The organism is Paenibacillus agri, from assembly GCF_013359945.1.
Lineage (GTDB): Bacteria > Bacillota > Bacilli > Paenibacillales > Paenibacillaceae > Paenibacillus_AQ > Paenibacillus_AQ agri.
Map to the genome: position 1 here is coordinate 1 of NZ_JABWCS010000211.1, position 13,260 is coordinate 13,260.

12 protein-coding genes are annotated in these 13,260 nt (G+C 47.8%); all 12 read right to left on the reverse strand.

Annotated features, from left to right (window positions below):
• Positions 1-186: 186 nt before the first annotated feature.
• The 12 genes from HPT30_RS15575 to HPT30_RS15630 all read right to left on the reverse strand — a co-directional run bounded on the left by HPT30_RS15575 (position 187) and on the right by HPT30_RS15630 (position 13,005).
• Complete coding sequence (locus tag HPT30_RS15575) at positions 187-1,020, reverse strand: carbohydrate ABC transporter permease (RefSeq protein ID WP_175372277.1); 834 nt, start codon at positions 1,018-1,020, stop codon at positions 187-189.
• Positions 1,021-1,035: 15 nt separating this feature from the next.
• Positions 1,036-1,926 (reverse strand): carbohydrate ABC transporter permease, encoded by an 891-nt coding sequence (locus tag HPT30_RS15580; RefSeq protein ID WP_175372278.1) that lies wholly within the window; start codon positions 1,924-1,926, stop codon positions 1,036-1,038.
• A gap of 105 nt (positions 1,927-2,031) precedes the next feature.
• Positions 2,032-3,435 carry an ABC transporter substrate-binding protein gene (locus HPT30_RS15585; RefSeq protein WP_175372279.1) on the reverse strand — a complete coding sequence of 468 codons (1,404 nt, stop codon included), beginning with the start codon at positions 3,433-3,435 and terminating at the stop codon, positions 2,032-2,034.
• A 288-nt stretch (positions 3,436-3,723) separates the two neighbouring features.
• On the reverse strand, positions 3,724-4,455 hold the full coding sequence (locus HPT30_RS15590; RefSeq protein ID WP_175372409.1) for a glutamine amidotransferase: 732 nt from the start codon (positions 4,453-4,455) through the stop codon (positions 3,724-3,726).
• Complete coding sequence (locus tag HPT30_RS15595) at positions 4,455-5,777, reverse strand: M20 family metallopeptidase (protein ID WP_175372280.1); 1,323 nt, start codon at positions 5,775-5,777, stop codon at positions 4,455-4,457. The genes HPT30_RS15590 and HPT30_RS15595 overlap by 1 nt, the downstream gene beginning before the upstream one ends.
• 16 nt (positions 5,778-5,793) lie before the next feature.
• The gene (locus HPT30_RS15600; RefSeq protein ID WP_175372281.1) at positions 5,794-6,345 is read right to left on the reverse strand and encodes an ureidoglycolate lyase; all 552 of its coding nucleotides are present in this window, start codon (positions 6,343-6,345) and stop codon (positions 5,794-5,796) included.
• Between the two features lie 24 nt (positions 6,346-6,369).
• Positions 6,370-7,413, reverse strand: coding sequence for an autoinducer 2 ABC transporter substrate-binding protein (locus tag HPT30_RS15605; protein WP_066364600.1), 1,044 nt, complete (start codon positions 7,411-7,413; stop codon positions 6,370-6,372).
• 21 nt (positions 7,414-7,434) lie between these two features.
• Positions 7,435-8,370, reverse strand: coding sequence for an ABC transporter permease (locus HPT30_RS15610; RefSeq protein WP_175372282.1), 936 nt, complete (start codon positions 8,368-8,370; stop codon positions 7,435-7,437).
• Positions 8,367-9,329, reverse strand: a complete 963-nt coding sequence (locus HPT30_RS15615; protein ID WP_175372283.1) for an ABC transporter permease — start codon at positions 9,327-9,329, stop codon at positions 8,367-8,369. The genes HPT30_RS15610 and HPT30_RS15615 overlap by 4 nt, the downstream gene beginning before the upstream one ends.
• Complete coding sequence (locus HPT30_RS15620; protein WP_175372284.1) at positions 9,326-10,840, reverse strand: sugar ABC transporter ATP-binding protein; 1,515 nt, start codon at positions 10,838-10,840, stop codon at positions 9,326-9,328. Before HPT30_RS15620 ends, HPT30_RS15615 begins: the two co-directional genes overlap by 4 nt.
• 202 nt (positions 10,841-11,042) lie before the next feature.
• Entirely contained in the window at positions 11,043-11,963 is a 921-nt protein-coding gene (locus HPT30_RS15625) for a ribokinase (protein WP_175372285.1), read from the reverse strand.
• A gap of 16 nt (positions 11,964-11,979) precedes the next feature.
• Entirely contained in the window at positions 11,980-13,005 is a 1,026-nt protein-coding gene (locus HPT30_RS15630; RefSeq protein ID WP_217622401.1) for a LacI family DNA-binding transcriptional regulator, read from the reverse strand.
• Positions 13,006-13,260: the final 255 nt, after the last annotated feature.

Sequence of the window (13,260 nt, forward strand, 5' to 3'; positions counted from 1 at the left end):
CGATCCATCTGGATCGCCTGGAAAAACGGGGGTAAAACCCTCGCTTTCCGACGGGCTCTTGCCTGAACGCAAAAAAGAAACCCTGGATATTTAAATATCCGGGGTTTCTCGACAATCTGAACGGCATTTCTGCCGTTAATATTTTCAAAAATGATTTGTTTATCAAGAGATATCTCGTGAAAGGCTCTACCCCTTAGTACCTCCCTGTAACCCAAAACCCTTGGACATGTACTGCTGTGAGAGGATATACATAATGATCGCCGGGATTGCATACAGGACCGAGAACGCAGCCAGGCTGCCATAATCAACCATGCCGTATTGCCCGAAGAACTGATATAGCTTCACGGAAGCCGGGAATTTCTCAGGAGATTGGAGCAGGATATATGGCACAAAGAAGTTACCCCAACTGCCAGAGAAGGTGAAAATCGCGACCGTGCATATACCGGGAACCATGAGTGGAGCTACAACTTTGCGGATTCCTGTAAACACCGATGCGCCATCCACCCAAGCCGCTTCTTCCAGGTCGCTAGGCACGGAATCCATGAAGTTCTTCATCATCCAGATGCCATACGGCATCGAAGATGCTACATAGAACAGAATGACGCCAAGAATATTGTCGTACAGCTTCAGCCCCAGAAACAACTGATACACAGGTACCATAACCGCCGTAATCGGTAGGGAGGTCATGAACAAAATCGTAAGCATGAACGGCTTCTTATACTTCAGTTGATAACGCGATAGCGGATAAGCAGCCAGCAAGGCCAGAACCACCACAAGCACAGCTTGGCTTAGCGACATTACAAGGCCGATCAGGAAGGCTCTTTGATTGTCTCTGCTTGTGATGACATCGATGTAATTAGCCCCGGTAATTCGGCTTGGAACCTTTAGGGATTGCATCGCATTGGGATCTACGGACGCTACCAGAATCCAGAGCAGCGGTAGCACGAAGCATATTCCAAGTCCTGCAAGGATCACATACGGCAGGATACGAAAGATTAGTTTGCGTTGTTTGGCATTCATTTGGATTCACCTCGGTTACTCTTTCATCGAGCGGATATATAACAAACTTAGTACGATACCGATTAGCAGCAATAGTAAGGATATGGCCGTCCCGTAACCGAGCTGATAGTTCACGAAAGCCTGATTGTACATGAAGATGGGCAGCGTAGTCGTGGAGTTACCAGGACCGCCCCCGGTCATCGCATATATCAAGCCAAATACCCCGAGCGTCTGCAATGTGACCAGCATCATGTTGGTTGTGATGGTCCCTTTGATATAAGGCAGAATGATACGGGTGAATATTTTCCACTTGGATGCCCCGTCCACCACCGCAGCCTCCTCGATTTCAGTTGGCACATCGTCCAGCGCCGCCTGGAATACCAGCATCGAGAATGCCGTACCATGCCAAATGTTCGCCAGGATAATGGTGAGCATCGGCACCGTGAACAGCCACGTGACTTCCGAAAATCCGAAAAAGCCAATGATCGCATTCAGCGTACCATCATCCCCAAAGAAGCTGTACAGACACAAGGCGCATACGATTTCTGGTGTGACCCAGCCCGCAAGCACGATGGTCCCAATGACGCGCCGAAAGGTTTTGTTCCGCTGCTTCATCAGCAATGCAATAAGAAATCCGAGCACCTGTTGGCCGATAACCGCCGAGCCGATCAGGAAGATCAACGTATTCCAGATGCTGATTCTTACCGTAGGGTCCTGGAACATTCGCGTATAGTTATCAAACCCGATAAATTTTAGTTCCTTCGCGGCCTCACCGGTCAACGCCAGGTTCGTAAAGGAATAGAAGAACGTCAACAATATCGGATAAATAAAAAATAGCAGCATAATCGCGATCGAAGGTAGTAGAAAAAAGAGCCACGTATACGATTTTCTGGACTTACCGTACATGTCCACCGACAAACTGCTCATGCGTCGTTCTCCTTCCATGCTGTAGTTCTTAACAAAGCCGCTTGCCCAAACATCCATGGATAGCCTGAAGAATGCTTGAGCAAGCCGGCCCCCGGTTATACTTTTTTATTTCTCCACTGCATGATCCGCGCCGACGATGCGGGTAACATCCTGCGCGTATTTGTTCATCGCATCAGCAGGTGCAGTTCCCGTAGCCACAGATTCCACCATCGTTTGAATTTGTGTGGACACTTCCGGATATTTATCCTGAGCCGGTCTGAACTCCGCGTTCTTCAGGTATTCTGTCGCAATCTCGTTAAACGGCATTTTGGTATATCCCGGGTCCTTGGCAACATCGGCACGAACGGTGATATTTCCGGAAGCAATGACCAGCTTCTGAGTATTTTCCTTGCCTAAGGCGTATTGAATAAACGCCCACGCTTCATCCTTATTCTTGGAGTTGCTTGGAATCGACAGCGCCCATCCACCAGCCAGCGTTATGGAGCCTGGCTCCTGTCCCTTACTGGTAGGCATCGGTGCAAAACCCAGCACATCCTTGTATTCCGGCCATGGCGCAGCCCCGGTATCGAGATAATTCCCTGAAATCCATGATCCGTCCAGTGAAATCGCCAGCTTGCCTTTTGGCAAGTATTCACGGGATGCGGTGTTGCCAGCCTGACCGTTGAGCACCTTGGACAGCGGAGGCCCCAGCTTTTCCTTATTAACCGTCTCTACGAAGCCAAGCGCATCGAGAATGCCCTGGCTTTTGACCGTCCATTTCCCGGTGGCATCATCGTACAGCCTCTCCCCAGTACCATACAGCAGCATTTCATACGTCTGCATCGAGGTCGCCTCGCCTGTCGCCTTACCCATGTTCATCCAGATCGGTACGACATCCGGCGCTTTTTCCTTGATCGTTCTGGCTGCATTCAAGACATCTTCCCATGTCTTAGGCTGCCAGTCTTCTGGAAGACCAGCCTGTTTGAATATCTGTTTGTTGTACCATAACCCGCGGGAATCCGTGTTGTAAGGAACCCCGTACACTTTGCCGTCACTAGCCGTAACGCCCTTCTTCATCGCTTCGATGAAGGAGCCGTTGGTCCAGTCCTCCCACTTCGCCAATCTATCATCAAGCGGCTCCAGGAATCCTGCACTGGCATCCGAATTCAGAATAAACGTATCTTCCGTCACAATATCCGGTGCGGTATCCTTGGACTTCAAAGCCAGAGCGATCTTCGCAAAATAATCACCTTCCGACGCTTGAATCGGCGCCGGCTTGATCTCCACATTTTTATCCGGATAACTTGCCGCGACTTCCTTCAGCCACTTATAGAACGCCCCATTCTCACCAACACCGTCATCCCTGAACGTGACGTTAACCGTCTTCTTGGCTGTTTGTCCCCCTTCAGCCTTCTTCCCCGGACTGCCCGTCTCTGCCGGGCTATTCTTACCGCCCGAACAACCAAACAATAAAGACACACTTAAAACCGACATCAGTACAAGCGATAATCCCCTTTTGCCTGACTTCATCTTTCGCCCTCCTTTTGGCTGCGCAAACTAGAAGTATCACCCCATTAGGATGAACACGCTTACAAATGCGTATGTTCATCTCTATTTCCGAGATTGTTAAGATATTCTGAACTTTTTTTTCGTGACAAAAAGAGCCCGTTGGACTTGCCCTCAGGCATAACTTAAGAATCGGCAAATAGCCGTGCACACCTTCTTGGTGTGCACGGCTCGTAAGAAACATAGCAGATTTTATTTAACACTTAAGCCGCATATCCTCAAGCGCTGCTTTTCACTTTGTGGAGGATCGGTCTATTGCAGTGTCTTGAGCAGATTCCCCCAGAACGCCGAGTAATGCTCCCAGTTCATAAATTCCAGCGAGCCCCAGTGTGGTGCACAGTCGCTTGCGAAGGCTGCGGTTTTGCCTGATCCATAGGTGCCCACTACAAGCATTGGGTCGCCGTTATAATTCAGAATTTCTTCCGCATCCGGCTTGGTCACCAATTTATTGTATCCTAGTAGCCTAGGCCATTCACCGAATGAATCGACTAGCGGATGAGACTTGGAAGCCTTCGGAGAGAAGCCTTCGGGCATCTCTACACGATCCTCGCCATTCATCATTTCAACCGGCAGCACCTCGGCGAGAATGGTGTTTTTGTAATTCGCTTTACCTTCGATCCCCATAAACGTCAGGTATCCACCGATCATCAACAATCCTCCGCCTGCAGCAACAAACTGTCTAATGGAGTCGAGCGCATTGGGAATAATCTGCATTTGATAGAATGTTGGGTTCTGCAACAGAAAGGTGTTAGCACCCACATCACTGATCACAATGGCATCAAAGGCTTGAAGCTCTTCCAAACTTTTCGGGAAGCGTACCTGCACTTCGTGCGAAGGCATGTATGTTACATCCACTCCTTCTTCGCGCAAGCAGGATAACAGATACGTAGCTCCCTCTTCATATTTAGTCGATGTAAAGCTGTCATAACCTTTCGTATGGATCATATGAACAATCCAGGATTCACCTATGAATAATACCTTCATCAATTCTGCACCTCCACTGCTTCAGTTCCACACCAGTCTATAATTGTCTTGGCGATCATTTTAACGGCATCTATCACTTCGTTTACGGGTGTGAACTCATCGCTGTGGTGAGCTAGACTCGGATCTCCCGGGCCGAAATTCACTGTAGGAATCCCAACATTAACTGGCCAGCCCATATCCGTATGGAAGCCCAGCCCTTCGATCTTGCCTTCCAGACCAATAGAGTGCAGAGATTGAACACAAGTCTGAACAAACGGGTGCTCAACATCGGTTTCCGCACAATCAGCATCCACCAACCATTCAATTTCCGGCAGATTCTGACTTAGCCAAGGGTCCGATTTTGCTATATTATAAATGAAGTCTTCCAGTTCTCTCTTCACATGTCCGCCCATTAATTTATCGTCCCGTTCCGACGGCAAATACTGCGCATTAAACACGATTTCAGCCTCATTGGCAAAAGAGGTTGGGTACTCACCCGCATTAAACTGCGCTACATGGACTTGGCATGGAATCGAAAGATACGGATGCGTTTTGCGTACAGCCCAGTCTGCATTCAGATGATCGAACTGCTCCAGAATTAATCTGGCTTTCTTAATGGCATCCACCGCACCGCCATCCTGCCAGTCCGCCTGTGGCATCTCGATATGACCACTGCGGCCTTGCACCTTAATTTTGCCCCACAGAATGCCTCTGCATAATGGAGCGATTGTAAGTGAAGTAGGCTCCGTCAATATACACCCATCTGCACGATAGCCATGGTGAATGAAATCAAGTGCACCCATGCCACCCGTCTCCTCATCCACAACTGTACCCACAATAACAGGCCCCTTAAGCTTAGCCCCGCTGCGGAGAATCGCCTCAACCGCCATAATCATGGCCGCGACCCCGCCTTTCATATCAACCGTACCCCGGCCATACAGCTTGCCGTCAATGATCTCAGCCCCAAAGGGATCAACGGTCCATTTCGAACCGGCTTTTACTACGTCAATATGTCCAAAGAGTAGCAGGGACTTCCCTTCTTCTCCTGCTCCAAAAGTAGCTGCCAAATTGGGTCTTCCTTGAAAGTCTCTTCCCGGATAATAACCAGCCATTCCTTCATATTGCTTTAAATCATCGGCGACAGGCTCCCATAATTCGATATCGGCGCCTAATTTAGTCAGCTTATCGGCAATAAATTCCTGCACGTCTTTTTCTTTGGATGGCCCGGGCTCATCGAAAAACCAGGGGTTCACACTCGGAATCTGTATCAATTGTTGTAAGAAGCTTATAATTTCATCGTTATGATCATCAATCCACTGCATAATTTGCTGTTCTTGATTCATAGCTGCCAGTCCTCCTCTAGTTGATCAAGCTCGGGTCAGCCTCAGAGATGGACAAGCCATCTCCGAAACTTACCGTATCCCCATTTCCGAAATCCACCCAAGGATTGATCATTTCATCACCGAATTTGTCCTTCTTCTTCTCAATGGCGAACATGTAGCGCGCATCATCATGGGCAGGATAAGCAGGACTGTGCCAGACGCCCCGGCCAATAATAATGGCTTGCCCCGGTTTGATCCGGAAGCATCTCACTGTGCTTGCATCGGGATGTTCATCCGGATCATTAATGTCGGCACATAACGCCACCGGCTGAATGATCTCTTGATCGAACGTAAGCAGCAGCTCCTCCCGGCTTACGTGGCGCTCCATGGCATCCACCAGGAACTCCCTCTTTTTCGTAATCACAAGTCCAAAGCCAATAGGCTCGTGTACATCCAGCATGTCGATGTAATTCCAGCAGTCCCATCCATCTCCCGTTTTGGGAGGAGCGTAAGAAGGAAGATCTATTACTTTCCCGAAAGGTTCAAACGCCTCTTTCGTTAATGGTTCTACATTGATGCTATGCTGCATTTTTACGCCTCCTATCCTTTAGGATTAGAATCCAAAGCTGTCTACATTGTCACTCTTGACTTCTAGCATACCGATAAAGACGCTTTGCCCATCGACTTTCACCTTGCCGACCGTAGGTACATCCATGCCATCGGTGATTTTTTTCCCTTGAGCCAGTTGATCGAGGACATATACAGTCGTATAAGCGAGCTTGCCCGGATCCCAGATAATATCTGTTTTAATCGTGCCATTCTTGATGTAGTTTTTGACCACACTAGGAACGGCAATGCCGGTAATCGCAATTTGTCCTGCTTTCAAAGTGCCCGCCTTTACCGCCTGCTCGACCACTTCAGCTGCTGCCGGCGGCTCACCGCCTGCGAACCCAATAATGCCCTTCAAATCGGGATACGTTTTGATGAGGTTTTGCGCATTGGCATATGCCTTCTGTTGATCATCATCACTGGACACCGTTGTGACCACTTCAACGCCTGGATAGTTAGCCTTCAGGTAAGCTTTTGCCGCTTCCGATTTGGCAATTTGGTTCTGAGAACCAAGACCTGCTACCATGAATGCCACCTTGCCCTTACCCCCAATTTCGTCGCCGATCGTTTTAGCCAGCTTGTTACCAACCTCTTCATCCGTAGCTGGCGCTATATAATATTGACGGTCCGTATCTGGGGCATCGCTGTCCCAGGTGACAATTTTGACGTCCTGACCGGCTGCTTTCTTGAATACAGGTCCAACGGCTTTGGCATCATTTGGCGAGACGCCAATTCCGTTCACTTGACGAGTTAACATATCCTGAATCATATTAATTTGCTTAGAGGAATCCGCCTCAGTCGGAGCATTGAAGAGAACTTTCACCTTCAGATCCGTCTCCGCTTGCTTAGCGCCTTTTTCAGCGGCTGCCCAGTAAGCGGGACCAATGGACTTCGGATTGATGAAATAGGTTCTTGTGGCAGTGGACGAAGAGCCTTGATTGCTATTGCTTCCCGCACTTTCCTGTGGTTTGGAGTTACCCGTATTTCCGCAAGCAGCCAAAGTAAGGGTCAATAATCCAGTAATTAACGTAGTAGCGATTTTTCTCATGTGCTTCGACCTCCAAGTAAGTTATGCTTTTTGTTTACCAACAGCGATCAACAACAGAATGCCGAGAATTACGGATTGATACAATACAGATACACCCAACAAATTCAGGCCATTGCGTAAAAACACGATAATTAGCAAGCCGAGAAACGTACCCGCAAGACTCCCCCTTCCGCCAAAAATATGTGTGCCTCCTATCAGGGTAGCCGTTATTACATCAAGCTCTATATTTGTACCTGATGTCGCTTCTGCACTTGCCAGACGGGACACTAGGAAAACACCAGCCAAAGCGGAGAACAACCCACTGATCATGAACAAAATGAACCGGGTGCTAACAACAGAAATCCCTGAATAATGGACCGTTTCCTCATTGTTGCCTATGCCGTAAACATAGATGCTGAAGCGCGTCTTCTTCATTACAAAATTCGCAATCAGGAACATGACGGCCAGGAAAATCGCATTAAAGGGAATTCCCCAGAAATATTGCTGCCCCAGAAAGTAGAAGGCATCCGGGTAACCGCTGATCGGCCTACCTTCGTTCAGTACATAGACAAGACCGCGAAGCATTACCAGCATTCCGATGGTCACTACGATAGCCTGCATGCGATGCCTGGCAATCAGGTATCCGTTAACAGCTCCGCATGCTAATCCAGCTAACAGCCCAATGATCACGCTAAGCCAAATGTTGAGGCCGCCTTGAAACGCAAGTCCCATACAAACAGCCGAGAAGGCAAGAATCGAGCCGACGGAGAGATCCATGGCGCCGGAGATAATAATCATAGTCATCGGGATTGCGATCAGACCGACCTCGACCATCTGATTCAGTACGTTCATGAAATTGGTGAATGACAGGAAGTAAGGAGATTGAATGCTGAAAAAGACGAGGATGAAGATAAACAAGAGCATCTGAACCAGCATTTTATTAGATCTGAAGTTAAAAAATTGGGTCAGTGCACTCATATCAGCTCGCCGCCTTTGCGTTTATTTTGTCTGACGTATTGCAGCGTGTTGATGGCAATCGCCAAGATAATCAGAAACCCAGTCGTCGCATCTACCCAAAATGGAGAAACTTTAGCAATGACCAGACCGTTCTTGATAATCCCCATCAGGAGAATACCGACCGCAGTTCCAGCAATCGTGCCGGTACCGCCGAAGATGCTCCCCCCACCGATCAAGACTGCCGCCATCACTTCAAAGGATAGATTGCTGCCTGCCGTTGAAGCCTGAACACTGCCCACCTTGGAGGCAAAAATCACTGCCGCGATACCCACAAGCATTCCGCTGAATACGTAGACCATAAATTTGGTTCTCGGTATACTTACTCCGGCCAGCTTGGCCGCGGCTTTATTACCGCCAATCGCATAGATTCTGCGGCCAAAGCGGGTGAATTTTAGAAGAAAGATAAAGCCGATGATCAGAATTACAGTAACGATTAGCGGAAAGGATATGCCCAGAACCTGACCTTGTCCGAAGAACTGGAATCCTGGTGGAAAATTAGTCATCCATGTTCCGCCGCTGATGCCAACGGCCAGACCCCGAAAGATATACATCGAAGCCAACGTAACGATAATGTCCGGGATATTCAGCACAGCAATGAAATAGCCGTTAAACATACCGCACAGAATCCCTATACCAACACCAAGCAAGGAAGCGAGCCAAGGTGACATCCCATGACTGAGGAACAGCCCCACGGATGTGGCGGTCAGTGCCAGCACCGAGCCTACCGACAAGTCGATGCCGCCCAGCAGAATTACCATAGTCATCCCGATGGCAACAATCGCGCTTGAAGTATTCTGCTCCAAGATCAGCTTCGCATTATCCAGTTGAAGAAATTCCGGGGAGATGATTGTAAACAGAATGCCTATCAATACTGTGAACAAGATGATCGGTGCTTCGTGGACGTTCAATAGACGCTTCATATGACATCTCCTCCCCTAGTGCGCGGATTGGAGGCTCGTTTCAGTAATTGCTCCTGATCCGCCTCCCCACGTCCGAATTCATGGACAATCTCTCCCTTATGCAGCACCAGAATTCGATCACTGAGGCCGATGACCTCCGGCATCTCTGATGAAATAAGCAATATGCTCAAGCCCTTTAATGCCAACTGATGAATAATGTTATAGATTTCAGCCTTCGCCCCCACATCCACACCACGTGTAGGTTCTTCGAGAATGAGGATTTCCGGCTCTGCAGCCAACCATTTGCCGATAACTACCTTCTGCTGGTTGCCACCGCTCAGAAAATCGACACTTTGCAGATCATTCGGTGCCTTGATATGCAGTTGCTCCATATAGGAGCTGCTCATCTTCTTGATTCGTTCCTGATCCAGAATCAAGCCCGTAGAGAGCTCGGGCAGGATGGGCATCGCTAAATTTTGCCGGATTGACATCGGTTTAATAATCCCTTGGCGGTGACGATCTGGCGGAACATAAGCAATCTTCTTAGCTTTCGCTTCATTAGGAGTATTAATTTGTACTTGAACACCATTGATCTCGATTGCCCCTGTTCCCTTCACTAATCCGAAGAGTCGCTCCGCTACAGTGTGAGAGCCGGAACCCGGTATCCCAAAAAGGCCTAGGATCTCACCTTTTTTCAAGTTGAAAGAAATAGCATGCGCAGAGTCGAGAGACAGCTGCTTCACCTGAAGCACAATCTCTTCACGTGGCTCTACGATTCGCACAGGATATAATTGAGCGACCTCTTTGCCGACCATCATCTGAATCAGGCTTTGCTCAGTCACCTCTTCAATCTTGTGTGTAGCGATTTTCTTCCCGTCTCTTAATACCGTCACTTTATCTGCGATTTCGAATATTTCCTTCATTCGGTGCGAAACATAGACGATAGCCACACCTTGCTCCTTAAGCCGCTTTACCACATCAAACATCTTTTGCACTTCATTCTCCGGCAGCGCGGCGGATGGCTCGTCCATGATCAGTACATCAGCCTGAAAGGATAAGGCTTTGGCAATTTCGATGACCTGCTGGCTGTGAACCCCCAGGTGCCGCACTTCCTTACGGACATCAATCCCTCTCCCACCAATAGAATCGACCAGTTTCTGGGCCTCACTGTATAATCTTGACCACTGGATTCTTCCGAATCGTCCCACAACTTCCAGACGGTCGATATAAATGTTCTCTGCCGCAGACAAATTGGGAAACAGATTGAATTCCTGATGAATGATAGATACACCCTGATGCTGTGCATCGAGAGGATTACGAAAAACGACCTCTTGTCCTTTGAGCCGGATAATCCCCTGGGTAGGTGCATACACACCGGATAATATTTTCATTAAAGTGGATTTACCGGCCCCATTCTCCCCCATCAAAGCATGAATCTCTCCAGGATATAGCTCGAAATCGACGTCTTCCAAAGCTTTTACACCCGGAAACTCCTTGCTGATCCCCTCCATCGATAAGATCGGACGCTCCATCGTTAACCCTCCCTTTTCAAACTGTTACGGCTGGTCGACTAGTGACAAATGTGAAATTCAGGCATACTTTAACAAGACTCAGCTTTAAATCAACAAAGTAAAGTGATGCAACAATCCCCTTCAAAAAAGCACTTCGGAATCGATCCCAACATTGCCTTCCGGATTCCTTTTCACACAGTAGATCATCTGAATCTCACTTGTCCTAACCCGCTCTTTCTTTTTCCATAAATTCAAGAACCTGCGCTTCTTCCGGGATAGAACTTAGAGCACCAGGAGCCGATACCGTCAATGCGGAGGCAGCAGTAGCATAATTCAAGCTGTACTCCACCCCTTCACCCGTTAAATATTTGGATACGAAGGCTCCAATAAAAGTGTCCCCGGCCGCTGTGGTGTCCACCACCTCCACCTGATAAGCAGGCGTAGAGATTATTAAGCCGCTGGAATTGATATAGAATGATCCTTTGCTGCCAAGCGTGATAATGACACCCTGAACCCCATGCTTCAGGATTCGTTCACCCGCTTCATCTACTTTGGCGACATTGTCCAGCGTAACCCCGCTTAGGGCTTCCGCCTCAATCTCATTCAAGATCAAGAAATCGATGAACTTCAAATCAGCTACTTCAAAACCTGGCACAGGTGCCGGGTTAGCGAACACCGTTGTTCCGGCTACCTTTGCCAGTTTCAGCACAGCCCGGTTGGTCTCTCTCGGGATTTCATTCTGCAGAACCACAGCATCATAGTCTGAAAGCTCAAGGCCTTGCACATCCCGCTCACTATATGCGGCATTCGCGCCGGCTGACAGAACAATACTGTTCTCGCCTAAGTGATCTACCGTAATGATAGCCATCCCTGTCGTCAAAGGCTTGCGCAATACCCCTTCCATGCCGATATTATCTGCGGATAATTTACGGCGAATATCTTGTCCAAAAAAATCATCGCCCAGACCGCCTGCCATAGTCACTGTGGCTCCAGAGCGAGATGCTGCAACGGCTTGATTCGCTCCTTTACCACCTATAAAAAACTGAGTTTCTCGTCCTTGAATCGTCTCACCGGGAATTGGATGACGCTGTACTTGGGTCACAATGTCCATATTCATGCTGCCAACTACCAAGACCTTTGCCATGTTCCTTCTCCTTCGACTAATTCATTTTTTTGACAGAGCCGTATTTCATTAGTTCGACATCCAGTATGACTTTCTTGGGGTTCGTCTCATCCGTACTTTTATCTTTAATTCGCTTAATCAGCATCTCCGCAGCTTGCGTCCCCATTTCACGAGTAGGTCTGCGAACAACCGTTACCTTCGGTTTCACAAATTCAGCCAGTTCATTCTCGTCAAAACCAATTAATGAAATGTCTTCCCCGATCTCCAGATTCAAATCCCGAATCGCCTTGATGGCTCCCTGGCAGATCAAGTTGTTGGCTGCAAAAATCGCTGTCGGAGGTACCTCAGCTTGCATTAATTCAAGGGTAGATTGATAGCCGCTATCCTCCAGCCAGCTCCCTTGCTTGTGATACTTAGGATCAGGGCTAACCCCACCTTCAACCATGGCCCGCTGATATCCCCAATAACGATCCTTACCATCATTAAAGTCATGCTTCCCGTCTATAATGGCAATGCGTGTGTGACCATACTCTAGAAAGTGCTTGGTAGCTTCGTAAGCGCCGCGATAGTTATCAATCATCACACCATCATGACCGCTATTATCGATGTACCGATCCACCAGAATCGTCGGCTTACGGATGGTCTGGTAAAAATCCGCTGTCTTATGAGTACCAATTAAGATAAAGCCGTCGGCGTTTTTACCAAGAAAACTCTCGAAATAGGTGGACTCTTCCGCTTCATCGCCATTGGTAGATACAACAAGAGTGACAAAGCCTGCTTTCTTCGCTACTTCCACCGTTCCGCCTATCACTGCCGTGTAGAAGGGGTTTTGAATCTCCGGCACCACTACCGCCAGCATGTTCGTTTTTTTATTAACCATAGATGCCGCTATCGTGTTCGGCACGAAGTTTAATTCATCGATTACTTTCAATACTTTTTTTCGTGTAGCCTCACTTACCCGGTCCAGTCCATTGATTACCCGAGATACAGTAGCAACAGATACATTGGCTGTTTTTGCCACATCTTTAATCGTTATATCTCTTTTCGTGACAACCACTTCCATTCTTTACCTCTATTTTTGTCATAACGTTTTTACAACCGTTACACCTTTTATAATCTGAGACTATTTAACAATAATCTGTTATTTTGCAAAAACGTTTACGCAATTTCTAATCTCATTCTAGTACATGTTAGATAAGTTATCAATATATTTTTAAAATTTTAAAAAATAAAGATAAATGCATCACATATATAACACATAACTGACATATATGATTGTATTCATTCCACAACAAAAGTAATCGTTTAATCTGATCAT